This window comes from Opacimonas viscosa (assembly GCF_024199005.1).
GTDB lineage: Bacteria > Pseudomonadota > Gammaproteobacteria > Enterobacterales > Alteromonadaceae > Opacimonas > Opacimonas viscosa.
This window is the reverse complement of sequence record NZ_JANATA010000002.1, coordinates 97,710-124,024: the sequence shown is the minus strand read 5'-3', so window position 1 is coordinate 124,024 and position 26,315 is coordinate 97,710. Positions and strand designations below refer to the sequence as shown.

Sequence of the window (26,315 nt, the reverse complement as noted above, 5' to 3'; positions counted from 1 at the left end):
TATTATCTATTGATTTCGTATTTACGCATTTTCTCAACCAAAGTCGTTCTTCGCATCCCTAGTTGATCTGCCGCTCTCGCCACCACCCATTCTTGTTGCTCAAGCGCTTGTTGAATTAAGTTGATTTCTAATTCTGACAAATACTCTTTAAGGTTCACGCCATTGGTCGGTAATGTCGCAGCTCCTGCTGAAGGAATACCAGCTGGCTCTATCTCATCGGCAAACTCAGTGACGTGACGACCGGCAAAGACTTCATTGATCATATGTTTTTCTAGCGCCGCTTCTGTTTCAACCGTTTGGGTTGTTGGCAGCTCGCCACATTGATATTTTGTTGGTAAATCAAACACATCAACCACTTGTGCTGGAAACAATATCGCCAAACGTTCGACCAAATTTGATAATTCTCTTACATTGCCCGGCCATTTGTATTGGGATAAAGAAGTTAGGGCACCTTGTGTAAAACGGACAGTTCTTTGTCCCTGTCCTTCTAGACGAGCAATTAACTCTTGTAACAATAATGGAATATCACCCGCGCGTTCTTTCAGAGATGGGCTTTCTATCGGAAATACATTTAATCGATAATATAAATCTTCACGAAAACTTTCTTCCTCGATCATTTTATCAAGATTTCTATGCGTAGCTGCTAGGATCCGTACATTACATTTAATGGATTTATTACCACCCACGCGTTCAAAAGTTCGCTCTTGTAACACACGCAACAATTTAACTTGCATTTGTAACGGCATGTCACCAATCTCATCAAGAAATAGTGTCCCACCTTCGGCGAGTTCAAAGCGTCCTTTTCGAGCAGATACCGCACCTGTAAAAGCGCCTTTCTCATGGCCAAATAACTCACTTTCTAAGAGTTCATCAGGAATTGCACCACAATTAACAGGAACAAACGCCTGATCTTTACGTGGTGACATATAATGAATATTTCTAGCAATCACTTCTTTGCCAGTCCCTGATTCACCCAAAATAAGCACGTTCGCTTCAGTTGGCGCTACTTGCTCAATAAGTCTTCTTACATGTTGGATCTGCTGACTTTCACCAACCAAAGAACGAAACAAAATGGTTTTAGACGTTTTGCGTGATTTCTTGGGACGGTTCATTAAATGGCTTCTGCATTTTTCCAGCATTTGAGTTAATGCAGGATAAGTAACTGGCTCGATTAACTCCCCGATAATATTGGGCACAATTGACTGATGATCTGGTTTAGAACCGACAATCACAAAAGGAATAAGGGGGAATTTTTCTGATACATCCAAGGCTAGTGAGACATCTGTAGCATCAATAATGACACCTTCAAGCTCTGCTCCAACTTTTAGTAAATCAATGGCTTTACCGAATTCTGCTGTTCGGCAATTTTCACCTAAAAAATTTACAATAGTGGATAAATTTTGGCGACGAGAAATATCGTCACTAATAATTAAAAAGTCTTTCATAGCATCCTTGCCATCTTGGTTTTGACTGTCGTTCTTTCTGGTGTAGTTAGAATCTAAATACATAATATTTTACTGCTTATCAAGAAAACTCAAAATTCAACAGCAAGACATCCTTTGTCTTAGTACTTAGAGCAACATTATTGAGAAGTATAACAAAGTTTTGACGTAGTAGCAGATTTTTTGACGATGGTGACGCTTATTATTTTGTAAGAGATTGCCGATTTCCCTCTGCAGCTCTTGATTCCAAAGCAACAGTCAATTTCTTACAGTAAAATACGCCAATTTTCAGGCGAACATTTTTTAATCAACCAAAAAACATCCACGGTATAAAAAACAATACCCAACATGGATGCTATATTACTTTTTAGTATCGTTGGGTAGCCTTATATCTGCATGAGTAAATTTACTAAAAACTCTTTGCAGCCTCATACCTGCAGTCAACTTTTGTTGCTTGCGGGATAACGTCTTTGAGCTTATAAATAAAAACCAATATGAGTCATAACGATATTCAGTCTGTTGTGCAGGTATTCGAGGGAATACAATATCCGTGAGTTGTGCTGAATAACTTGATTTAATCATAACCCACTCCGCAATACTTTGGTGCGCCATAATCGTCAATAATTTCAAAAAAAGTTGATTCGTATCTCGGTGAGTAAATGCTGCATTTTCTGGGTCGATGATACGTGTCTGGTAGCTGCCCTCTTGGCTATTAGAGTGGCATTGATAATAAAACACGACATTCTCATTATCCTTTGTATCACTTAACTCAGCACTGATTTCGCGTGTTTTACTATTCACCACGAATAGTGTTTTGAATTTCTCTTGTACATCTGACGCATTCGTATGTACTGAGATAGCGTGGTCAAGTTGATAAAAACTGATTAAATCTTCGAGTACTTCAGCCACTGGCGAATCGCAACAAAATATTTGTAGTTGATGAGTACTATCAACATAGTATTCTTTTAACAACTTTTGTGCGACAAATTCTGGATGGGCACATGTCGTGTCAAAAGGGAGTCCTTCTGGATCATCTATTCTAGCCGTTAATTCGTAAATAAAATGGTTCCACGCGTCAATAATCGTACCAAGTAATTGAGTATCATCAAAACAGTATGCATGTTTAAGTAGACGGGCTAAGAAACCTTGTAATGTTCCATTCAAGCAATACAAGGCAATACTGTGTTCTTTAACAAGCTTGACTTGTTTAGCTCGTAAATCCTCAATAAAACTAGACATAGACCTATGCTGCAAAGGCAGTTCAATGACAAACTCTTTTAACAACGATGCAGAGAGGGGGGCATCAATTTTAGCATTGAGCTTAAGCGAAGAAGGTTTAATAAATTGGCTGTCAAAAAAAGTGTTGAGCACCGCTTTTTTATCGCTGTTAGGGATCATTAATAAATCCGGTTGCAAGGGAAAAGTCCCGGGAATAAACGCGCCGTTACTGGTGTTATAAACTACAACTCCTTTATATGCTTTGAGTAGATCCCGCATAGTATCTACAGCTAACTTAAATTCAAACTTGGTTTCGACCTGTTGTAGAAAATTTCCTGGCACTTTCAAAGTATCTGCATTGTCTGCGACAAAATTCGTTATTTCCTGGCCGTCTGAATAATACCCTGACTGTTTAGAATGATGATTTTCTTTGTTGATAAAGCCAAGATCAACGCCATGTAAATAGACGTTTTCAAACCCTGCAGCCAGCACAAAACTCAAAACAAAGTTACTGACTGTTGGATACGCATGATGTAATTTTTGCAGTTGCGGATACGCCTTAAAAAAATAATGACTAGCTGACTCTCCAGCTTTGACCGCAAGAAAAGACATATCAAACAAATCAACCGTATCAGGATGCACGCCGTTACAAGAAATAAAATGTATACCAGCACGCTGTTCTGCTGAACTATTTCTTACAATCCAGCAGTAAGATGCCATATTAGCTTCGACCTCAGCATGAATATCGGGTTTGATACCATAATTCAATAGTGCAGACAAAGCCGTGCCACAGGATATGATGATTGCATTGTCGGCATTTTCTCGTATTTCGGAGATAGCATTATCCAACGAGGGGCCATTACCAATAATAAAAACCGGCGTTTGTTTGTGCTCTTGAGAATCTGACACAGCTAATATCGGTAAGTCGCGATTAATTCCTTCTTGGGTATGTGCCAGACAATGCAGTGAATAATCCGCATTTTCCCCTAGGATAAGTGCTGAGCGCAATGAATCCCTTAATTCATTAAAAATCTCATCTAAATGTACATTCGGGTAAGGTTTATAAAAATAGGTTTGGGCTAAATTATGTTGACCGATCTTGTGAAACTGTAGATTAAAGTCATCAATCAGATGTTGTCCGTTATCCCCGATATTAAAATAAATATGCCCATCATCTTTTTTACAACGTTCCAATATATTGGCCCAATCAACAAAATATAATGAAGCGTAGAAAAAATCCAATTCGCTTTCACAGATGATCAAGTTTTTGATGGTTAATTTGGCAGTGAGCGCTTCAAAACAAAACCCTACTTCCAATCCATAGACAATAAAAGACTCAATCACTTCGGGTAATATGTTTTTTTCAACAAGTTCCCCATCAATTAACTGTCCAATTTTTTGATTCATTTGATGATGCAAGTAATGGATATGTTTGATGCTTTTTATATTAATAATCAACTCATCTTTATGCGGATCAGTCATAAAGTTTTGCACATTGAGTTCACTACTTTTAGCGTGCAGGTAATCAAACAAAAGCACGTGAGTAGATTGATCAATCAGGTTAAATGCGCCATCAATAATACAAGGCGTCCATTGTTTAGGAGTATACTGGTGGTATGTTTGAGCAATATTAGCAATCTCGTTATTAAACGTGGCTATATTTTTTTGAAACTTATCATTAGAAGATGTTAGTAGCTGCAACGTATTTCGGTCACCTGCTGAATATTTTGGATAAAAACTATCATCGATATCATCCAACACAGATTCTGGGTACAAAACACTTGCCATAAACTCACAAAATACTTTGTCATTAAAATGCTGATAGATGTAGACATCACCCACAACACATTGTTGACGCAACTCTTTTAAATCATCCGAAATACGCTGTCCGCTGTTGGGGATCTGCAAGAAAATTTGTGTTTGTTGCTCTTCTGCTAACTGAAAAATATGTGTCCAATCAATAATTTGGGCACTGATATTTAACATGTCACTTTGCGTATCGTAGACAATAATGTATTTGAACTTTTTGGCCGTAAGCATATGCTCTAAATGCCAGCCTGCACCAAGTCCCAATATGACACACACATCACTGGATTGTTCGGTATTTATATGGCGATTCGCTAACTTATATTCGGATAAATTTTCAATAAAACTTTGAAATTGAAGAGCTACACTTTGTTTACCATGATAACCGTATACGCATTGCTGAGTTTTGATTGTAAAAATATTTGTCGGCTGAACACCATCCGATGCATCATGCGCAAATACTTCATACTTTGTGCTTGGTTGTTTAACCAAAGGTAATAGACTTGGAATGGATTTTCGAAAGGCTTTGAGGTTACTTTCAAACAGAGGTTTTGATTGGTTAATATGCGCACTTACTGCTGCAATAGGGTCACGGGTATAATTACTGAGATTTTTATCCATTTATCCAAACTTCTTAATATCCCTCCTAGCTCGCTTCAACTGTGCCAATGTTTGCTGAGTGGCATCTCGCAAATTAGCAAACAGTTCTTCAAGGTACTTCTGGGAGAGTAGCTCTTTTTCAATAAAGCCTTGTTTATTTTTGATTTGATCATCTCTTAAATAATTATCAATGAAAGTACACCTTACATTAACCAACTTAAGAGCTACTGACATTTTTTCGTCATTCAAATCAGCACTTTCATTCGAAGTATGCAATAAACCTTCCAAGTTTGTATTAATTTCGGCCAACGCAGGAGGAGTAAACTCATGTGATAACATAATCCTGTCCTCTACGCTGACTTACTCTGATATGCTGACTCTATTTCACTTTTTGGAATACTCGCCCACGCATCCCTTATAGGTGCTAACAACCCGATCACATCGGAAATTTCAGATGTAGAGTTCTCGATGTTGGCCTGATTAATCAATTCCAACATATAGTTATAAAGCGCCACTATGTTTGACCCAAATTCTGGACTGACATCAATATCAACGGTATCGCGTAAGTTAATTATAATTGCCGTCGCTTTTGACAAATACTCTGATTTCGCAACGAGATCTGTGCGATCTATAGCACCTTTTGCATATGCTAAACGATCTATAGCTCCACTCATCAACATCAAGGTTAATTTATGCGGATCAGCATTCACTAATTGTTGTTTCAGAGAGTCTTTCTGATAAGCATTGATTGCTTTGTATGACATTTTCTACTCCTACCCTAACGAGGATAATAATGCTTGGCTGGTTTGATTCAAACGAGCGACCGTTTGATCCAGGTTCAAATATTTATCTCTTAATGTATCTTCATAACTTGCCATTCTGAGTTCTAGCGTGGCACGGTCATCATTTATTGCATCTTGTTCACTTTTTGCCGTGGTTTCTCGTGATGAAATTAAACCTGAGGAACTGATATATTGTTCAACAAAATCGTTTAATAGATATGCTATGCCAGTATTTTCTGACGCAAATAAATTCGCAATTTCATCAAAATTGTCATCTAGGGCATCGTCCAATCTTTCAGCGCCTGAACCGAGACCAAAGTCAGATGAACCTATTTCTAAGCGACCATCACTATCTAGCTCAACCCCGATTGAGAACAAACCACCCAAAGCATTGCCAGCTACAGCACTACCAACGATGGAAGATAATCCTTGACGGATCCCACGTGTCATTGAATCACCTGCGAGTGCACCATCAGCATCAGCATCGGTCTCACCATAACTGGTCAAACTATCAATCTCGTCAACCAAGCTGTTATATTTTTCAACAAAGGCTTCAATTTTTTCCTTTGTCGCATCTTTATCTAAACCAATATTTAATTCTGTAGCTTGGCGGGTCACCCCGTCATTACCAAATGGTGATACATCTTTAACAGTGAAGCTGACGTTTTGTATGGTATTTTCAAATTCATTAGATGTACTTTCTACCGCTATACCATCAATTACAGCCTTGGCATTGTCTGCAGCAACCACCGGAGATAAATAACTAGCTGTCCCGGTAGAATCTGTTGTACTCAATTTTTGTAATTCGGCAATGTCGTCAGTATTTTCGATGATAAGGTCATTACCCTTCCCGGTTTTCTCTGAAAGAAAGACCAACTTAACCCCATCAGCAGTGCCAGTATCGATAATGTTCGCACTGACACCAAAGTTATCTTCATTTGCATTAATAGCTTCCCTAAGTTCAGTCAAGGTCATGCCAGCAGTCACATCAATAGAAAAACTGTCACTATCCGACGCCAAGGAGAACGTCAGTTTTCCCGTGCCCGATGACAGCACACTATCTGCTGAATTAGCAAAACCGCCATTTTGTGCGTTGACTGTTTCGATTCGAGAGCCACTGGCAAGTTGCTGAACAGTAACTTGATATGCACCTTCTAGGGCTTTTGAACCAGCGGTAGCCTCAAGCACTTCAATGTCCTCAGATGGCTCCGAGATCAAGGGTTTACGCGACTGTAAATCCGAAGCTTCCAGTAAATCTTCTAAAGACGTTTGAAAATCAGAAAGTTTGGACTTTAATTTCCCAAAACTAGAAATAGTAGACTCAACAGCACTTTCTCTTCGATCAAGTGCTGCGACTTTAGGCGCTCTTTCAGCATTGAGTAATTGTCCGACTAAAGACTCTAAATCAAGACCTGAACCTACACCTAATGATTGGATTGACATAAGTCACCTATACTTCACTATTAAATAAAATGCCTGAGCGCAATTCACTATTCTCAGCCATATCTTTTATCTTTTCGGCAATTTTGATAAATTCTTCAGAAGGGATTTGTCGAATCACATCTCCCGACTCACTATCCACAACAGAAACAATAGTTTTAGCGCTGTTTTTATCTATCTGAAAATTTAAATCACGATTGACGGGTTCTAAGGTCGCTACCGCAGCTTCTAGCTCTACTAGATTTGTCTCTAGTGTCACATCATTTTGCATACGTATTTTTTCCTGTTCGCCCAGATTAACTGTTACCTCAGGATATGTTGGCTGAACCGTCCCCTTTTCATTCAAGCTGTTTGCAAGAATCTGACCACTTGTAGTTGAATTGATTTCCATAATACATACCTCATAAACAAGAAACGGGGCCTAGGCCCCGTTTTATCATATTGTAAATTAACCTAGTAGGGATAACGCAGCCTGTGGTCGCTGGTTTGCCTGACTCAATATTGATATTGACGCCTGTTGTAGAATCTGATTACGGGTAAGATTTGCCGTCTCTGTGGCAAAATCTGTATCTCTAATGCGAGAACGTGCCCCTGAAAGATTTTCTGCAATATTTGAGATATTTCTAATGGTGGATTCAAAACGGTTTTGTGTCGCACCTAAGTCAGCTCGAATACCATTGACTGTCGAAATAGCTCCATCGATAGCTGCCATTGCAGTTGATGCTGCAGCGGCTGTACTGACTGAAGAAGCATTAATACCTAGAGTAGTAGCATCTGTATCAGCAATCGTAATATTGATATTTTGACCAGTATCTGCACCTACTAGGAAATTCGCATTAAATGTGCCGTCGAATAAACTGACACCATTAAATTCAGTATCCGAGGTGATTCTAGAAATTTCCGTTACTAAAGCTGTCACTTCTTTGTTTAGAGCTTCGCGATCATCTGCACTATTAACACCGTTTTGAGATTGTACTGCGAGTTGACGCATACGCTGTAATGATGTGGTGATCTCGCTAAGTGCACCCTCAGCTGTTTGTGCAACTGAAATCCCATCGTTAGCATTTCTAACGCCTTGGTTTAAACCTTGGATTTGGGTAGTTAGACGGTCAGAAATTTGTAAACCAGCAGCATCATCAGATGCAGAGTTAATTCTAAAACCAGAAGATAAGCGTTCAAAAGACGTGCTTAAAGAGTTGTTTGTATCAAACATTTGACGTTGCGCGTTTAACGCGGATACATTTGTATTAACGAATAAAGACATTTTATATACCTCATGTGAACTATCGCTACTTCCGGTATATGCGAATAATTCAACCTATTTTTGACTTTGGTCACTACTCCAAAAGTCGCCTCGAATAAACAACCCACTACAGTTATTCATTCCTCTCAAATAAGTTATCGTCACCTAAGAAAAAAGCTTAAGGTTTTTTTGTAATAAATATAATATTCATATAAATCAACCTTCTAGTGTGTACGTATTTCAGTGATAAAGACTCTTATGCAACATGCAGAAACTCTTAGGTAGCCAAACAGACTCTATGTCTTAGGAACAATGAGACGATAATAAGATTTCTTTGCAAAAGTTTTGGAAGTTGGCATAAGGTTTGCTGAATATCGTTTGTAACTTTGCTCATATCTTTTTTGTCATTTAATTGACAAAAAAAAAGCCAAACGCAATGTTTGGCTAAATGCTCTCGTTAGGAGTTGAGCAACTGTTTTCTCGACTGGTGGGATTAAAGTTTGAAAACTGGCCTCTCAACCACTTCTTTACTCTCAGTCCTGCCAGTCGATTTTTTAAATATAACCTACCCTATTGTTAACCTTGTAGCAGGCTCAAAGCAGCCTGAGGTTTTTGGTTTGCCTGCGTCAAAATCGTTGTCGTAGCTTGTTGTATAATCTGAGAGCGGGTAAGTTCTGCCGTTTCAGTGGCAAAATCCGTATCTCGAATTCGAGATCTTGCCGCACTTACGTTTTCAGCTATGTTAGTTAAATTTCTAATCGTCGAATCAAAACGATTCTGAATCGCACCTAGGTCCGAACGTGTGCCATTAATGGTCGATAATGCGGCATCAATTCTTGCTAATGATGTTGATGCATTCGTCTTCACATCGATATCAAACCCTGAAAATAGACCATTGTAACCAAATCCATTTAATTTTGATAAATTAATATCAATCGTTTGTCCTGCATTAGAGCCTACCAAAAAAGAAGCTTTAAAATCACCGGTTAATACGTTTACCCCATTGAACTGTGAAGTACTTGCAATCCTAGAAATTTCGTCTTTAAGCGCGCCTATTTCTTTTTGTATTGCATCAAGATCAGCATCTGTATTGATCCCACTTTGTGCTTGGATCGTCAATTGACGAATACGTTGCAAAGCTGATGATGATTCCTGTAATGAACCTTCAATGGTTTGGGCTAAAGAAATACCGTCATTTGCATTTCTAATACCTTGTTGCAAACCTTCTATCTGAGATGTCATTCTGTCTGAAATCTGTAAACCAGCGGCATCATCTTTAGCACTATTGATTCGAAAACCCGACGATAACCTTTCAAAAGCTGTGTTCAAACTATTGCTTGAGTCAATCAGTTGTCTTCTCGCTGTAATCGAAGACATATTAGTATTAACGTAAATAGACATCCTTTTCTCCTAACTTCCATTTAAATATATTTTTTGGCACACTAAATGCTTTATCCTATTGCCAGTCAAGGATTTGACTGGTGCTTATAACTCACTAATTATAAGCTTAAAGGGAGCGCGAGCTCTAGCTGACGGACAGGTATGATGATTCAGACCTCATACCTCTCACTACCTCCTGGCATCATTCCTGTCAGTCGGCATCCAACTTGCCCATAGTGTGCATCCTTTTCATCCAAAAAACTCTCCGGTTTTCTTAGATAGTATTTGCTTCAGTATACTTAACACTAAAGCAAACTAACCTTGCAGTAAACTTAACGCAGCTTGTGGTCTTTGATTCGCTTGGGAAAGTATTTGGATACTTGCCTGTTGAATAATTTGCCATCTGGTTAGTTCCGCTGTTTCTACAGCAAAGTCGGTATCTCTAATTCTCGATCTAGCTGCACTCACGTTTTCGCTAACGTTTGCTAAATTTCGAATGGTCGACTCAAAGCGGTTCTGAACAGCACCTAAACTTGCTCGTTCGGTGTTCACCGCATCTATTGCAGTATCTAATCTAGCAATAGCCGAGACTGAACCAGCCACAGTACTTACTGATAGAGCGGCTGCTCCGAGTAAACCGATTGCACCAAACCCTTGATTACGCGATAAGTTGATACTGACAGTTTGACCACTTTGTGCTCCAACTAAAAATGCTGAAGAGTAGTCTCCTTGAAGTATCGAACTACCGGCAAACTGAGTTGTAGCCGCAATTCTACTCACTTCCTCTAATAGGTCTTGAACTTCTTTATCAAGTGCATTTCTATCAGAGTCGGAATTAATTCCGTTTTGTGACTGAATAGCTAACACTCTAATTCTTTGTAAAGAACTGGTGATTTCAGTCATGGCTCCTTCGGCAACTTGTGCTAAAGAAATCCCATCATTTGCATTTCGAACCGCTTGTTGCAACCCTTCTATTTGGGTGGTCATGCGGTCTGAAATCTGTAATCCCGCTGCATCATCCTTGGCGCTATTAATTCTAAATCCTGAAGAAAGACGTTCAAAGGCTGTATTAAGCCTATTTGACGATTCGAACATTTGACGTTGAGCACTCAACGAAGAAATATTCGTATTGACATTTAACGACATAGTCATCTCCTAACGAATTGTAATAGACACCTTTATTATTTTTATTTGTGTCAGTAGATACGTGGCTTTGCGCTCTGTTGTATCGGGTCAGGGTACGTTGATTTTTATAGTGTTCCTCTGACATATAAGTTATCGTCCAGACACGAAAAAACCTTTAGCAAAAAACACTAAATTATGAAGAAATATTGAAGAAGTGTGAAAAATCGGGGCCGAAGCCCCAATTATTGCTAGTTTAGAGAGGTAGCAAACTCTTCTTTGCATTTGAAAAAAGCCATTCTACCTCCTGGCATCATTCTCAAATGTCATTCACTTAACCTAACAGCTGTAACGCAGATTGTGGTCTCTGGTTAGCTTGGGCTAAGATAGTTGAGCTTGCTTGCTGTAGGATCTGATTACGGGTTAACTCAGCCGTTTCTGTAGCGAAGTCTGTATCACGAATTCTGGAACGCGCACTGGCAGTATTTTCAGAGACATTCGTTAAATTACGGATAGTCGAATCAAAGCGGTTTTGGACGGCACCTAAGTCAGCACGCATGCCATTGACCTTACTGATAGCGCCATCGATAACAGCTAATGCGTCAGCTGCACCAACGGAGCCACTAACAGCTGCGGCTGTGATATCAATATCTGCTATATTATTTGTATTATCACCAAGATCAGCAGCGTTCATGCCCGAGTCGAGTTTCACGGTGATAGTTTGTCCTGCCTCAGCTCCGACAAGAAATGAACGGTCAGTACTATTAAACACACGTTGGTTGTTGAATTCTGTATCGTTAGCTATGCGATCAATCTCAGTCACTAATGCAGTAATTTCTTTTTGCATCGCAACTTGATCTTCATCCGAGTTAATACCACTTTGAGATTGCACGGCTAGTTGACGGATTCGTTGTAATGAATTGGTTGTTTCATTCAGTGCACCCTCAGCGGTTTGCGCTAACGAAATACCGTCGTTTGCATTGCGTACAGCTTGGTTTAAACCATTAATTTGTGAGGTCATTCGGTCAGAAATCTGAAGACCAGCAGCATCATCAGACGCGCTGTTGATTCGAAAACCTGAACTTAAACGTTCAAAAGATTGGCTTAGGGCATTTGAAGAATTGGTAAGTTGGCGCTGCGCGTTTAGTGCAGACACATTTGTATTGACGAACATTGGCATATGAGTCACTCCTTTACTCTCAGTCCAGCACGAGCTGGCAGGCCGGAATCATTTCCGGATATATATATTTAAAGTCCCACCAAGGTAAAATCTTGGTGTTACTGGCTCTCTCAGAATCCTTATCGACAAATCAAAAATTCCCTTTAACAAATATTGACTATTTACAAAAAAAGATAGAAATACAGGACATGAAGACAACAACACCATTTTTTTGACGATTATTTTGAAGTTTGTGAGGTACTGTGAAGTTTGTGAGGTACGGTGAAGTTTGTGAAGTTTGTCGAGTTCGGTGAAGTTAGTGGGGTACTTTGGAGTTTGTGATGTGCAGGATTTACACCTGCCGATGCAATCTTTTTGAATCGACAGGTGTAGGGAAGTATATAAATACTATATGTATTGGAATAGACTTAAATTGGTGACTTTCGGAAAGGTCGCTAGTGCAGCATTGAACGCCGTTTCTTGTAATGAAAAGCGCGTTGTGGCCTCTGCATAATCTAAATCTTGAATAGAAGAACGGGCTGTTTTGTTGGCAATTTCAATATCTAAATTTGCTGTATTGATTTGCTCAGCGACATTCATTCGTGCACCCAATGAAGAACTTTCTAAAGCAATCTTATTCGCCGCATTATCTATACCAACCAAAGTATCTGATAAGGCTTGAGCAAAGTCACTATCCGATATTGTGGCATCTGTTAATGAACGAACAAATTGGTTTAACGTTTCAGCAGCGTTTCTTTTTACTGGGGGATCTAGTGATATTGTAATCGACTGTCCTGGTGTTCCAGTCAGATTTAACTCTAAGCCCTCATACTCGAAAGCTGCGTCACTCACAAAAGGTAAAGTGTCAATAATAGTGCCTGTACCTACTTGTATGACCTCAATCTCATTGGTCCCGTTGACACGCATTTCAAATTGGTTATTAGTAGGATTTGTTGGGTCATAATAAGTATTATGAAATTGATCGAAGGTAGCTTGCTTTGTAACATCAATACTATTAGCCGTCATACCTGATGAACTATCCAGACTAAATCGTTTACGCGCAAACACATTTTCAAAAATATCTTGCCCAGAAGATGTACTTTGGATGGCCACACTATCAGAAATTTTTACTTCATTGGTACCAGTATCTCCCTGAAATGTATATTGGGCTCCAGTAGCGCCGTAATTGAATGCAAAAGCAGGTTCCTGAGATTGATAACCAGCAAAAATAAATTCTCCACTCGCATTTTGGGTATTCATTAAATCGAAAACTTCGTCTCTGATCTGTGAAATCTCACTAGCAATGGCTTGTCGTTCAGCAACCCCAACAACACCAGAACCGGACTGAACAGTTAACACTCTAGCTCGATTGAGCGCCGTTTTAATACTAGTTAACACGGTATCTTGTTGCTCTAGTGAGTTTTGCAAAAGATCATTATTGCGTTTGAATTGGGTGATTTTATCTAACTCTTCGGTAATGCGAATTACTTTAGCGGCTCCTACTGGGTCGTCCGACGGTTTTGTCAGTTTTTTACCCGTAGCGAGTTGCATTTGAGTTTCACTCAAAGCTGATTGGTTATCTAGGATCGCCCGTAAATTTTGGTTATAAATTTGATTAGTAGAGATACGCATTATTTACCTCACCGCCGCTAAAATTGTATCGAAAATCTCTTGAGCTGTCGTAATAATCCTAGCGGATGCCGCATATGATTGTTGAAAACGCACTAAATTTGCAGCTTCCTCGTCCAAGTTAACACCTGAAACTGAATCAAACCAATTCTCAGATTGGGTTTTCATGACTTCTGCAGCCTCCAGAGAAATCTGAGCACGGCCAGCCGCTTCGCCTACTTTACCTACCATGTTGGCATAGTTTTCATGCAGGGTGGCAAGTTGGCCAGTGCTATTATTACTAATTTTGATAGTGCCTTTAGATTGAATATCCGCCATAGCAATAGCATTACTATTATCTGTAATACCATTTAGGTTATACGCTAGAAAAAAACTATCATTGGCGCGCGGTTCACCCTGTAGGCTTACGTCATATCCAGGATAATCATTGAGTGCGCTAAACGATGCTGGCCACCCCGACGCACCATCATTCTTGGCCTGAGCTAATAAGTTATCTAAGCTAGTCACGCCTGTTACGGAAGCAATAGTGGCCCCATTAGCGTCCAACACGTCATAAGCATCACGAGCTGTAAAACGGATTTCTGTAGGTGGTCCTAACACAGGATCAGGTGATTGGGTTGCCGTCTGCAATGCTTTGGTGCTAGTAAAGGCTGATTGCTCCTGTCCTGAACCCACTGTACTTGTGTTGGTAACAATGGTTGCAGTCACTTTTGCATCGCCAAGATTATTAATACTTTCTTGGGCTCTTAATGGCGCCGCAAAGGCTAAATCTTCAGCTCGAGTCGTTGCCATAGTAATCTCAGTCGCGGCATTACGCGTGGGCTGAATTAAAAACCGATCACCCACTACATAGTTACTTCCTGAAGGAAACTCTAGTTCTATACCACCATTAACAGGGGTAAACGTAGCAGCCTCAGCACTAACCGTCAGAGTTTGTGTAATCGGGTTGTTAAACTCATCTAACGTTGGAGCCCCATCAGGATCAAGCGCATCAACCGATATATCAAATGTATTCGGAGTGCCCCCTGAAGGAGGTGTTAAAATCGTAATTCTGTAATCAGAATCTATCAACTGATGGCTGGCACCGGGAGTTAAGCGACCATACATTTCTGAATCCAAATTAGCATTATCAATGTAGTTCAACGCTGCAAATTCAGGAACCGCTATGATATCACTACCTATTTGTTGGTCGAGATCCATACCCATAGCATTTTGTTGATTCAGATTATCCGCTAAAACCAAAGCCATTTGTCCGAGTTCTCTAGCTGTCGGTTCCAATACATCATTGCGAAACTTGAATAACCCACCTAATGCACCACCAATGTTTTCCTCTGTCACATGGATGGAGGTATTTAACTTCGAGGCAGTGCTAGAGTATTCGGTATTCAATTCCAAAGTACGGAAATTTAAATCTGCCTCACTACTCATTTGCAAAATATTAAATTTTCCAGTATCCATGATCAACGCCTCACCTGAGGATAAACTGACATTGATCGCCCCGGTTCCATTTTGCGAAACCCTAGTCTCAATAGACAAGATCTCAGCTAATTCGAGAATATTTAAATCTCTCTCATTCATAAGAACATTAGGATCACCTACTTGACCATTACCTGATACAACACTAATCGACTCATTTAAATCAGCAATATTTTGAATGAGGCTGTTAGCTCTTTGTACTTGGTTATCAAAGGATAGATTTAATTCGCGCTGTAAATCATCCATGTACGAACCAATCCCAGACATCCGCCCCAGTAAAGTGGTCGTTTGTCCAATCACGAGATCTCGTGATGGTAAATTAGTTGGGTCATCTGCTGCTGTTTGAATAGCTGCAAATAAAGAACTCATCCCCTGAGTGACACTATTTGCTTCATTCGCGAGTATAGAATCTAGATTCCCAGTATTTTGGGCAAAGGACGTTAATTCACCAACATTGGTCGTGTCACGACGCAATTGATTGGTCGCAAAAGAACTCAGTACTCTTTCAGTCGTGCCTTGTCCTACACCACCGTGCTGTTCCCCGATGAATTGCGTGGTTTCACGAACATACCCTTCTGTATTGACGTTGGCGATATTACGACCTGTCGTACTAAGCAAGGTGTTAGACGCAGTGACACCTGAATTGGCTATCGTGAATAAATTAGAATTAATCGTCATAGTTAATCACCTTTCCTTTGCTGCGCTGGGTCAACTTGCATACCATCATTACTCAGTACACTACTGGCAACTGACGCAGAGGCATTCATTTTCGCTAGATCTGAATTATTCAACGCATCCTGCATCGTTTTACTATCTAACACATGCAGTACTTTACGAGCATAATCAGGGTCTGTGGCATACCCTGCTTTTTGTAACTCGGTAAAATATGCTTTAGGTGAGGCGGTGTTGGCAAGTGCCGTTTTATAACGCGGGTTATCTTGTAAAAACTGGACGTAGTCATCAGCCGCATCAGCAAATGAATCATATTGACGAAACTCTGCATGTACTTTTTTAGCTGTACCATTTTCATATTCTAACGTAGGTACTTGGACCTTCTCTCCATGCCACCCGTTATGCGCTTTTATGCCAAATAAATTATGTGCATTCGCATTATTCGTATGGAACATATATTTTCCCCAACCCGTTTCAACCGCAGCTTGGGCTAACAAAGCTTGAGGCTCTAAACCTATATCGTCTGCTACTTTTTCTAGAACTGGGTAAAGAGTAGTGACAAAATCTTCCGGACGTGAAAATGCAGCTGTTTTAGTGACAGTCACGTCTGGTGCGATTGAGTTTTCCGTATTCATTCTAGTGTCACGAACTGCGTCAAGAGATATGTTAGATACCCCATTATGCGTTGCTGCTTGAGTACTGACTCGCAAATGAGGGTTGCGCTGTAAATCTGATAAATTACCATCTGAGCGAATAACGGTAGAAGGTGTGAATGAATCATCCCCACCAAACTGTTGATAGATAACGTTTGCTAATCCCATACTACTGTTCGTCGCCATGGATGTTGCCATTTGTTTGTCATGCATATCACGATAAAACGATACTTGTTGAGAGTTCATCGGTGAATCCTCGTCAGCTAGCACATCACTTGCTTTACGCATCGATTTAATCATCATATTAATGAAGATTCCTTCAAACTGCTTACTAGCTTCCATTAAAGCAGCTTTGTCACCTGTTCTTGCAGCTTGACGTAACTTATCCAAGCTCCCTAAATCATGCACATTACGTGACATATCCAAGGTATCTTGTAATTGCTGACCCGGCATAAAACCGTCACTTTTAATCATTAGATAACAACCAATTCGCCTTGCAATGCACCCGCTTGACGCAGAGCTTCCAAAATAGCCATTAAATCACCAGGTGCAGCACCAACTTGGTTGACGGCACGCACGAGTTCATCTAGCGTCACTCCTGGATCAAATTTAAACATTCTTGAATCCGCCATATCCACGTCTATGATGGATTGAGGAGTAATAGCGGTCTCTCCTTGAGCTAGTGGGTTTGGTTGATCAACTTGAATATTCTCTGAAATCGTGACTGTCAAACCACCATGGGTAATTGCCGCCGGCAGTAATCTAACATTTTTACCGACCACAATCGTTCCGGTCCGAGAATTAATCACGACACGGGCAGAAGCATCCGCAGGGGTAAAGGTAAAGTTTTCTATGGTAGCCAAAAAGCCAATGCGTTGACTCTGATCAGTTGGCGCAGAAACCTTGACTGAGGTTGCGTCAATCGGTCTGGCGATAGCAGTACCGTTAAGAGGATCACCACCCAAACGTTCATTAATTGCATTAGCTAAAGCTTGTGCGGTAGAAAAATCAGGGCGATGTAAATTGAGTGTCAATTCTTTGCCATGCATTAGTCCACTGGGGACTTCTCTTTCTACTAGCGCCCCGTTTGGGATCCGTCCAACCGTAGGTGTATTAGCGATAATACGAGAACCATCTGCACCTTGAGCACCGAAACCACTCACCACTAAACTGCCTTGAGCAACGGCGTACACTTGGCCATCTAAGCCTTTTAAAAAAGTACGCAATAATGTGCCACCACGCAAACTAGATGCTTCACCTACCGATGAAACGGTGATGTCAATCGTTTGTCCTGGCTTGGCAAATGCTGGCAACTCAGCATGTACGGCGACGGCAGCTACATTTTTAATTTTCGGTTTGGTATTTTCATCCAAACTGATCCCAAAGTTTGACAACATAGTCCGAAAACTCTGTTCAGTAAAAGGACTCTGCTCACCGGTTCCAGGTAAACCAACGACTAAACCATAACCGACTAATTGATTAGCTCTAACCCCTTGAATAGAAGCGAGATCTTTAATTCTTTGTTGGGCGAAAACAGAGGTACTTAAGACTATGCTCAGTACTAATCCAGCGCAGAAAAGCTTTGTCAGTGGGTTTTGCATTTTCATAAACATTATAATGGCCACCATGAAGAGTTAAAGAACCGGGTTAGCCAGCCTTGTTGTTGAGCTTCAGAAAAACTTCCCGTACCACTATATTGGATACGTGCATTTGCTATTTTGCTCGATTCGATTTGGTTACCTGGAGAGATGTCTTCTGGGCGAATAATCCCTGTTAAACGGATGTATTCATCCCCTGCGTTTAGGGTCAGCCATTTTTCTCCGCGAATAATCAAGTTATTATTTGGCAAGACATTCACGACTGTCACTGAAATATTGCCAGATAAACTATTACTTTGATTAGTTGAAGCATCACCGCTGAATTCGGTACCACCGTTAATCCCTAATTGAATGGCTTGTCCACCTATATTAATAGCATTGCCACCTAGACCGGTAATCGGACTCAGCTCAACACCACTTTCTCGTGACGTCGCAGTTGCTGCCGATTTACTGGCATTAGTATTTTCTCTTAATTGCACCGTGATGATGTCACCAACCCGTCTTGCTTTTACATCAGAGTATAAACTGTTGGCCGTTTGCGCTCGAAATAACCCGCCATCTTCGACAATCTTTGTCGCGGCTATAGGTGGGATCGGCGGTGCGTAAAACGGGTCATTGGCTTGCACTGGTGGTGTCGTTGTTGTCGAGGAGCACCCCTGCAACAAAAACACAGCAAACGACAGACTGAATAAATAATGAAAACGCATCACGACACCTCTTAATTAGCCATTAAAGTTGTTGAATCACTTGACCAAGCATCTGATCCACAGCAGAAATCACTTTGGAGTTCATTTCGTATAAACGTTGCGACTCAATCAAATTCACCAGCTCTTCGGTCACATTGACATTGGATGTTTCTAAAGCACCTTGCACCAAAGATCCCAAACCATCCACGCTAGGGTTCCCCTGAATAGGCGCTCCACTCACCGCCGTTTCAACGTACAGGTTTTGCCCAATTGGCTGTAAACCGGTTGGATTAATAAAATCACTAATGGTTAGCTGACCGAGTACTTGTGGTTCAGCCTGACCTCTGATAGTGGCTGATACTTCCCCATCTTGTGAAATGGTAATTTGTTGGGCATCAGGTGGAATAGTGACTACTGGTTGTAACAGTAAGCCGGCTCCCGGTGTTACCATTTGGCCTTGGTCATTCAAAGTAAACTGGCCATTGCGGGTATAAGACAAACTGCCATCCGGCTGTTGTATTTCAAAAAAACCACGCCCTTGTACCGATAAATCTAAGGCATTTTCAGTCGTTAACATATTGCCTTGAGTATGAGTCTTCTGTGTTGCGACGACTTTAGAACCAGCGCCGAGCATTAATCCAGAGGGTAATTCGGTATCCGCTGAGGACCGTCCACCTGGCTGATTGATATTTTGATAAAGTAAATCTTCAAAAATAGCTCGGTCTTTTTTAAAGCCTACAGTGCTTGCGTTAGCTAAGTTATTTGATACCACTGATACATCAGTTTGTGCGGCATCTAACCCTGTTTTACTGATCCATAATGCTGGGTGCATAAGCCTTCTCCCCCAATTTATTTATAGAATTCTAAGTAGCTGATTTGCCCGGGTAGATAAGGTATCTGCCTTTTTCATCAACTTAACTTGCATTTCATAATGACGCTGTAATGAAATCATACTAACCATTTCATCAACCGCATTGACATTTGAGCCTTCTAACATGCCACCGGCAACAATTACGGTGGCATCGGCATCAGCTAATTCCGCATTTTTCATGCGAAATAAGCCATCTTCACCGCGTTTAACATCGCTGTATTCTGGTTTAACTAATTTTATTCTACCGACTTCTGCAAGTTCTGTTTCAGGAGCGCCTTGAGGTCGCGTCATCACCATCCCATCGCTAGCAATACTAATATTATTGAATGCCCCTGGGATATTGATTGGGCCGTTGTCACCCATAACTAAATTACCTTTGGCATCTTGTAACATGCCATTGGCATTGATTTGTAAACTGCCTGCTCTGGTATACGCTTCAGCACCATTTTGGTCTTGGACAGCAAAAAAACCATCGCCTTGAATAGCCATATCCAAATCACGACCGGTGGTTTGCAATGGACCTGACTCATAATTATTAGTAGGGCTTTCTGTCATTGCAAAAACACGAGTCGGCAAACCTTCGCCGTATGCAGGCATCGCTCTTGCCTGTTCAAGTTGAGCTTTAAACCCTGTGGTTTGTGCATTGGCTAAATTATTGGCGCGTACGGCAGTACCAAGTAAATCTTGTTTTGCTCCACTTGCCGCAATGTATAACATTTTATCCATGACAATCACTTGACCTATAAAAACATATATTAACTAAAGCAAAGTCAATGCCATAAATGCAAAAAACCGCTAAGATAGCGGTTTTAATGGGATTGTAATTCGATATAAAGATAACCGACAGGAAAATGCCGGTTATTCATTGGTAAACTTATCTAATGTTCAAGATAGTTTGGTTTAACTGATTATTTACTTCTAACGCTCGTGAGCTCGCCTGGAAGTTTCTTTGTGCAACAATCATATCAATCAACTCAGTCGTCAAGTTCACGTTGGCTTGTTCTAGTGCAGAAGAATTAATATCACCATAAGTGCCAGTCGTTGCTTCACCTGCTAATGCTTCGCCTGAAAGGATACTTTCTTTCCATTGCGTCGATGATTGTTGAGTCAAACCCTGTTCATTGGAGAAACGTGCCAAAGCCACTCTGACAATCGGTTCTGACGTACCATTTGAGAACGTTGCTCTAACTAAGCCATCCGCTCCAATATCAATCCCTGTTAACCGTCCTACAGGTAAACCATTTTGCTCTAACGAGGTGACCTCAAAAGCAGATGCAAATTGAGTCGGCTCATTAGGTGTCGCACCATTGGTTTGTAAGTTAAAGTCAATCGATATTTGTTGAGTAGCATCAGAACCGTTAGACAAAATCATGTCACCTAACGCAACTGTTTTTAACTTACTGTCTAATTGGGCAATACCATCGGCAGATTCTATACCAATAAAATCTCCGCCTTGACTGAACTTCAGTTTGCCTGCAGCGACAGCATTACCTGTATTCGCACCTGCTACATTAGCTGCAAGTGCAAGATCTGGTGCTGAACCATCGGAGTTAGTTAAATCCACTAATTCGTCGTCAACTGCAGCTATCACATACCACTCATTACTAACATTTACATCTTGGTCTTTGACAAAGTAATAAGTCATCACATGGCTATCACCCAAAGAATCATAGACAGTGACAGAGGTTGCTGCGTTATATGTGAGAGGATCATCGGGATCAAAGTTTGCCACATCATTAGTTTGGTCACCTGCTGGTAAATTCATCCGCAAATCAACTTCACTGGTAGATTGAGGAGAGCCAGAAGAGTCTGGAATTCGCACAGGAACAGATGTAGATAAGGCAACAGATGAAGATGTACCATCTGGATTCACAGGAAAACCAAGTAAATTATCACCATTGGAATTCACTACGAAGTTATCAGAATCCAGTTTAAATTGACCGGCTCTGGTAAAGGAGAAATCCCGTGAAGTTATCTCAGGCACCGTAGCAAAAAAACCATTACCCGTTATCGCTAAATCTAATGCGTTCTGAGTAAAGGATAAACTACCTTGAGAAAACTGCTGTGAAACTTCTTGAGTTAATACCCCGTCACCCACTTTGGTCTTCCCTGATGAAAGGAGTGAAGAAGCATATACATCACCAAACTCAGCACGTGACTCTTTAAAGCCGACGGTATTGACGTTTGCAATGTTATTAGAGGTTGTATCTAAATCTTTTTGTGCCGCTGAGACACCACTTAAAGCAATATTAAAAGACATTTGCTTACTCCTACTGATTAACCAATTTGAATGACGTCATCAAGCAATATGCTGACGTCACCATCTAAATTTAATACGACGCCATTTGCGCCACCTGATAAGCTGACACTATCAACGTGTCGATTAATTGCGGTTGGTAAAGCGACGCCTTCACCGAACACGGTTCCTTCTGCTTTTACTGAGTAATTACCCGCCGGCAAATCATTGCCATTTTGGTCTTTACCGTCCCAAGCAAATTCAATATTGCCTGCAGCTTGTGTCCCCACATCAATACTTTTTACAATCTCACCACTTGCGTTATAAATATTTATCGACATATCCTGTGCCGTTTGCTCATTCACCACGACTCCAGAGATACCTTGACCTTGAGCTTTATAGCCTGTATCACCAGCGACCAATACATCTTGCCCAATCAGCCCTGAGGCCTGGAGCGCTTGGTTAGAATTCATCGATGAGGCAAAGCTAGTAAATTGTTCGTTTAACTGAGAAATACCATCGGCAGTGGTAAATGAAGTCATCTGGGCAACGAGTTGATCATTTTCGACCGGCTTAGTTGGATCCTGATTGGCTAATTGCTCCGTCAATAAGGCAAAAAAGTCTTCCTGCTTTAAGGTTTGTTCGGTTCCATCTGAGACTTTAACGGCTTCTTCTTGCCAGTATAGTTCTTGGTTTAACCCCGTATTATTTATTGTATTCATGACTTAACCTTAACGCCCTTGACCTAGTTGTAATACTCTGCGGAAGATACGTTTTGTTGTATCAGCGACTTGTACATTCGTTTCATAGGCTTTAGAGGCAGACATCATATCTGCCATTTCTTCAACAATATTGACGTTGGGTTTATAAATATAACCATTTTCATCGGCCATCGGATTACCTGGTGCATATTCGATTTGGAGAGGCTTGCTGCTTTCGACTACACCCAACACTTTGACGCCATTGCCTTTTTCACCCGAATTGCCACCCAACGCTTTTTGCATTTCTGCGGCAAATACAGGATAGCGCGCTCGATAAGTCTCTCCGGCACTACTACTTACAGAATTCGCATTCGCAATATTACTGGCTGTTGTATTTAAGCGCATACCTTCTGCACTCATGCCGGTAGCGGCAATATTCATCACATTAAATAGGCTCATTATTGCCCTCCAGATAAGGCTTTTTTCATACCTTTAAACTTGCCGTCCAAAAATTGTAGACTAGCTTGATAACGCATACCGTTATCCAAAAACTCATTTCTTTCGCGCTGAACATCAACGGTATTGCCGTCACCTGTATCGGGTTGATCCGAAACTCTGAACTGAGCATCACCGATGGCGCTGTTATTGCTTAGAGGGATGTGATTACTATGGGTTGTTTTTAGACCACCAATATTTTGACCACCTTGCAACGCTTTTGACATTGCATTGTTAAAGTCAATTGCACGGGCTTTGTAGCCGGGGGTATTCGCATTTGCCAGGTTACTAGAGATCACTTCCATCTGGTCAGTGCGGACACGGACCGTTGAGTGATGCAGGTGAACCATTCTGTCTAAGTTAATTGCCATAAAAAAACTCCTCGTTTGATGAAGAGTTTGCAAGTGGGATGCCAAAAGTAATAAAGATAAAAAAAAGGAACTAAAAAGTTCCTTTAAATATTATTTAGACACTTGATAATAAAGGCCTGGCGAGGCTTTTACCATGGTGAAAAGGTTTTCAGTGAAGGATACAGATTCCGATGCACCGAGGAACAAAATACTGTCAGGTGTCATCCGATCGGCAATTTGTTGCAGTATTTTGCGTTTCACGTCAGTTGAAAAATAAATCAAAACATTGCGACAGAACACCACATCAAATTTACCTAAACTTTGATAACTATGCATCAGATTCAATGGTTGAAATGAGATGAGCTGTTTCAAATCATCATTGACTTGATGTTTACCCTTGCCATTCACGTGGAAAAATTTATCTAAACGAATTTTGTTCATTCCTCTGGCCAAAGCATGATCATCATATGAGCCTTCTTTGCAGTTCGCCAGCATCTCACTAGATAAGTCTGTCGCTATGATCTTAAATCCATGACGAAACCCATTGGGGTATTTTTCTTTGTACTCTTTATAGCAAATAGCAATTGAGTAAGGTTCCTGCCCCGAAGAGCATGCTGCACTCCACACAGTAATAGGCTTGTTTAACGCATCTAGTTTTGGCAAAATTTCTTTTGCCAGTAACTCATAAGGATAATTATCCCTGAACCATAACGTTTCATTGGTAGTCATGGCATCAATGACTTTATTTTGTAACTGCCGGTTAGAACCTCTGATAGCGGTTTGCAGCACAGTGGTAAGATCTTTTAAGTTAAACTCTTCAATAAATGGAAACAAACGACTGCGTACCAAATATTGTTTACTGTCACCTAATACAATACCGCAGTTTTTTTCTAAAAATTGGCAAAAGTCACGATATGTTGCATCACTAAATTCTCGGTTCTGCACAAAAACTCCTTAGGTATCTAACCACTTTTGTACAGATGTTGCCAACTCATCAGGTTGGAATTTAGCAATAAAATCGTCCGCACCCACTTTCTCGACCATAGCTTGGTTAAAGACACCACTGAGAGAAGTGTGTAAGACCACTTTTAAATTTACTAATGTGGGATCGTTTCTAATCTCGGCGGTGAGTGTATAGCCATCCATTTCTGGCATTTCTATATCGGAAACAAGTACTGCTATTTTATCATTGATATTACCAGTCTCTGCTGCGAGTTCTTTGAGTCTATCCAATGCATCTTTACCATTTTTGGCCATTTCAATTTCTAAACCAATAGGGAGAAGTGCCTTTTTCACCTGATTTCTGGCCACAGAAGAATCATCAGCAATAAAAATAATTTTATCTTCATTACCAACTGTGCTAAGTGTATTTTTCACTTCTTCAGAAACATCAGTACTTAACGGTGAGATCTCATTTAAAATCTTTTCAACGTCGAGGATTTCAATTAACTCGTCTTCTATTTCAGTGACTGCAGTTAAATATGACGCCCCACCCGTTCCTTGGGGAGGAGGTAAAATAGAATCCCAGTTGGTATTAATGATGCGTTCTACTGACCCCACCAAAAAACCTTGAACCGAACGGTTGTATTCAGAAATAATGATAAAACCAGTTTCTACATCTTTTATTGGAGCACCACCTGTAGCCATACTCAAATCAATGATAGAAATCGTTTTTCCACGAATATGTGCAACACCTCGAATTAATGAATTTAACTTCGGCATAGAAGTCAACTTAGGGCACTGCAATACTTCTCTTACTTTAAATACGTTGATACCAAATCGTTGTTTGCTATTTAATCTGAATAAAAGAAGTTCAAGTCGGTTCTGCCCAACTAACTGTGTACGTTGATTGACAGAATCCATAATACTGGACATAAAGGTCTCCAAAATTTTCAGGCACGCTAATTGCTTTCTTAATTGAAATCGTCAAATTACATAACGATTAAACAATTTTTTGACACAAAGCATCCACGTCGATGGTGTTAATAAAGTATAGTTCTGTATCGGCAGTTTTTTGAAAAATAGAAGGTTTTATGAAGAAAAGTATTCAGTTTTTTGTATTTCTGTTGATCATGTCATGTGCAATTTCAGTCAGTCATGCGCTAGCTGATACAAAGCACAGGGATATCATGCTGCAAGCTGCGCAATATATTGCTGAGCGACTTAATGAAGATGCTTTTTATGTCGATGATGAGCAAGTTACGACAAAAGTACAGCCGCAAAAACTCGATCCGAGAACTCATATAGAGGATTGTACGCAGTACACGTTTGCAGTGGCTCCAGACGAATTACTCCAAAAACATATTACAGTGAAAATTTCTTGTTCCGATAAAGAGTGGAGCATGTTTGGTTTTATCCGGGTACATCGAACAAAAGATATTATTGTCGCAAATGGTAATATGGCACCGGGTGATTTATTGACGACCAATAATGTTTCTATTTTGGCAACACCGGTGGAACAAATCAGAGGCTCTGTTTTTTATACTATTGAAGATGTCATCGGTACGAGAGTTAACCGAAGAACCAGAGCCGGCACAATTTTGACACAAAACTTGGTGTGCCATGTATGTGAAGGTGACAAAGTAGATATCATTGCTAGTGCAGGCGGTTTAGCTATTAAAACAGAAGGTATTGCACTGGAGAGTGGCGCTAAAGGCGCCACAATTGCGATACAAAACTTGCGTTCAGAAAAAACGATCATGGCAAAAGTGAGTAATGTCGCACAAGTTAATGTGAGTATTTGAAAAAAAACATTA

24 protein-coding genes are annotated in these 26,315 nt (G+C 40.5%); 1 reads left to right on the top strand and 23 read right to left on the bottom strand.

Going from position 1 to position 26,315, the window contains the following annotated elements; genetic code table 11:
• Nucleotides 1–2: 2 nt before the first annotated feature.
• From NLF92_RS02545 to NLF92_RS02435, 23 genes are all read right to left on the bottom strand, one after another.
• Nucleotides 3–1,445, bottom strand: a complete 1,443-nt coding sequence (locus NLF92_RS02545) for a sigma-54 dependent transcriptional regulator (RefSeq protein ID WP_254098640.1) — start codon at nucleotides 1,443–1,445, stop codon at nucleotides 3–5.
• 357 nt (nucleotides 1,446–1,802) lie between these two features.
• On the bottom strand, nucleotides 1,803–5,087 hold the full coding sequence (locus NLF92_RS02540) for a motility associated factor glycosyltransferase family protein (protein WP_254098540.1): 3,285 nt from the start codon (nucleotides 5,085–5,087) through the stop codon (nucleotides 1,803–1,805).
• A complete protein-coding gene (locus NLF92_RS02535) occupies nucleotides 5,088–5,405 on the bottom strand; it encodes a hypothetical protein (RefSeq protein ID WP_254098538.1) in 318 nt (105 codons plus the stop codon).
• Between the two features lie 11 nt (nucleotides 5,406–5,416).
• A complete protein-coding gene (gene fliS / locus NLF92_RS02530; protein ID WP_254098536.1) occupies nucleotides 5,417–5,830 on the bottom strand; it encodes a flagellar export chaperone FliS in 414 nt (137 codons plus the stop codon).
• 9 nt (nucleotides 5,831–5,839) lie between these two features.
• On the bottom strand, nucleotides 5,840–7,291 hold the full coding sequence (gene fliD / locus NLF92_RS02525; protein WP_254098534.1) for a flagellar filament capping protein FliD: 1,452 nt from the start codon (nucleotides 7,289–7,291) through the stop codon (nucleotides 5,840–5,842).
• A gap of 7 nt (nucleotides 7,292–7,298) precedes the next feature.
• Nucleotides 7,299–7,679, bottom strand: coding sequence for a flagellar protein FlaG (locus NLF92_RS02520; protein ID WP_254098532.1), 381 nt, complete (start codon nucleotides 7,677–7,679; stop codon nucleotides 7,299–7,301).
• A 57-nt stretch (nucleotides 7,680–7,736) separates the two neighbouring features.
• Nucleotides 7,737–8,552 carry a flagellin N-terminal helical domain-containing protein gene (locus tag NLF92_RS02515; RefSeq protein ID WP_254098530.1) on the bottom strand — a complete coding sequence of 272 codons (816 nt, stop codon included), beginning with the start codon at nucleotides 8,550–8,552 and terminating at the stop codon, nucleotides 7,737–7,739.
• Between the two features lie 555 nt (nucleotides 8,553–9,107).
• Nucleotides 9,108–9,932, bottom strand: a complete 825-nt coding sequence (locus tag NLF92_RS02510) for a flagellin N-terminal helical domain-containing protein (RefSeq protein ID WP_254098528.1) — start codon at nucleotides 9,930–9,932, stop codon at nucleotides 9,108–9,110.
• Nucleotides 9,933–10,226: 294 nt separating this feature from the next.
• Nucleotides 10,227–11,057, bottom strand: a complete 831-nt coding sequence (locus NLF92_RS02505; protein ID WP_254098526.1) for a flagellin N-terminal helical domain-containing protein — start codon at nucleotides 11,055–11,057, stop codon at nucleotides 10,227–10,229.
• Nucleotides 11,058–11,367: 310 nt separating this feature from the next.
• Complete coding sequence (locus tag NLF92_RS02500) at nucleotides 11,368–12,213, bottom strand: flagellin N-terminal helical domain-containing protein (RefSeq protein WP_254098524.1); 846 nt, start codon at nucleotides 12,211–12,213, stop codon at nucleotides 11,368–11,370.
• A gap of 387 nt (nucleotides 12,214–12,600) precedes the next feature.
• Nucleotides 12,601–13,824 (bottom strand): flagellar hook-associated protein FlgL, encoded by a 1,224-nt coding sequence (gene flgL / locus NLF92_RS02495; RefSeq protein ID WP_254098522.1) that lies wholly within the window; start codon nucleotides 13,822–13,824, stop codon nucleotides 12,601–12,603.
• A gap of 3 nt (nucleotides 13,825–13,827) precedes the next feature.
• A complete protein-coding gene (locus tag NLF92_RS02490; RefSeq protein WP_254098520.1) occupies nucleotides 13,828–15,975 on the bottom strand; it encodes a FlgK family flagellar hook-associated protein in 2,148 nt (715 codons plus the stop codon).
• A 2-nt stretch (nucleotides 15,976–15,977) separates the two neighbouring features.
• Nucleotides 15,978–17,096 carry a flagellar assembly peptidoglycan hydrolase FlgJ gene (flgJ, locus tag NLF92_RS02485; protein WP_254098518.1) on the bottom strand — a complete coding sequence of 373 codons (1,119 nt, stop codon included), beginning with the start codon at nucleotides 17,094–17,096 and terminating at the stop codon, nucleotides 15,978–15,980.
• Entirely contained in the window at nucleotides 17,096–18,235 is a 1,140-nt protein-coding gene (locus NLF92_RS02480; RefSeq protein WP_432420203.1) for a flagellar basal body P-ring protein FlgI, read from the bottom strand. Before NLF92_RS02480 ends, flgJ begins: the two co-directional genes overlap by 1 nt.
• The gene (flgH, locus tag NLF92_RS02475; protein WP_254098516.1) at nucleotides 18,235–18,927 is read right to left on the bottom strand and encodes a flagellar basal body L-ring protein FlgH; all 693 of its coding nucleotides are present in this window, start codon (nucleotides 18,925–18,927) and stop codon (nucleotides 18,235–18,237) included. Before flgH ends, NLF92_RS02480 begins: the two co-directional genes overlap by 1 nt.
• A gap of 22 nt (nucleotides 18,928–18,949) precedes the next feature.
• Nucleotides 18,950–19,738: a flagellar basal-body rod protein FlgG gene (flgG, locus tag NLF92_RS02470; protein WP_254098514.1), complete on the bottom strand. Its 789-nt coding sequence runs from the start codon at nucleotides 19,736–19,738 to the stop codon at nucleotides 18,950–18,952.
• A gap of 21 nt (nucleotides 19,739–19,759) precedes the next feature.
• The gene (gene flgF / locus NLF92_RS02465) at nucleotides 19,760–20,503 is read right to left on the bottom strand and encodes a flagellar basal-body rod protein FlgF (RefSeq protein ID WP_254098512.1); all 744 of its coding nucleotides are present in this window, start codon (nucleotides 20,501–20,503) and stop codon (nucleotides 19,760–19,762) included.
• 148 nt (nucleotides 20,504–20,651) lie between these two features.
• Nucleotides 20,652–22,037, bottom strand: coding sequence for a flagellar hook protein FlgE (gene flgE / locus NLF92_RS02460; protein WP_254098510.1), 1,386 nt, complete (start codon nucleotides 22,035–22,037; stop codon nucleotides 20,652–20,654).
• A gap of 17 nt (nucleotides 22,038–22,054) precedes the next feature.
• The gene (locus NLF92_RS02455) at nucleotides 22,055–22,735 is read right to left on the bottom strand and encodes a flagellar hook assembly protein FlgD (RefSeq protein WP_254098508.1); all 681 of its coding nucleotides are present in this window, start codon (nucleotides 22,733–22,735) and stop codon (nucleotides 22,055–22,057) included.
• Nucleotides 22,736–22,744: 9 nt separating this feature from the next.
• The gene (flgC, locus tag NLF92_RS02450) at nucleotides 22,745–23,173 is read right to left on the bottom strand and encodes a flagellar basal body rod protein FlgC (protein WP_254098506.1); all 429 of its coding nucleotides are present in this window, start codon (nucleotides 23,171–23,173) and stop codon (nucleotides 22,745–22,747) included.
• Nucleotides 23,173–23,580 carry a flagellar basal body rod protein FlgB gene (gene flgB, locus NLF92_RS02445; RefSeq protein WP_254098504.1) on the bottom strand — a complete coding sequence of 136 codons (408 nt, stop codon included), beginning with the start codon at nucleotides 23,578–23,580 and terminating at the stop codon, nucleotides 23,173–23,175. The genes flgC and flgB overlap by 1 nt, the downstream gene beginning before the upstream one ends.
• A gap of 90 nt (nucleotides 23,581–23,670) precedes the next feature.
• Nucleotides 23,671–24,504, bottom strand: coding sequence for a CheR family methyltransferase (locus NLF92_RS02440; RefSeq protein WP_254098503.1), 834 nt, complete (start codon nucleotides 24,502–24,504; stop codon nucleotides 23,671–23,673).
• A gap of 9 nt (nucleotides 24,505–24,513) precedes the next feature.
• The gene (locus NLF92_RS02435) at nucleotides 24,514–25,434 is read right to left on the bottom strand and encodes a chemotaxis protein CheV (RefSeq protein ID WP_254098502.1); all 921 of its coding nucleotides are present in this window, start codon (nucleotides 25,432–25,434) and stop codon (nucleotides 24,514–24,516) included.
• A gap of 158 nt (nucleotides 25,435–25,592) precedes the next feature.
• Here NLF92_RS02435 and flgA point away from each other — a divergent pair, with 158 nt between their 5' ends.
• Complete coding sequence (gene flgA, locus NLF92_RS02430; RefSeq protein WP_254098501.1) at nucleotides 25,593–26,303, top strand: flagellar basal body P-ring formation chaperone FlgA; 711 nt, start codon at nucleotides 25,593–25,595, stop codon at nucleotides 26,301–26,303.
• Nucleotides 26,304–26,315: the final 12 nt, after the last annotated feature.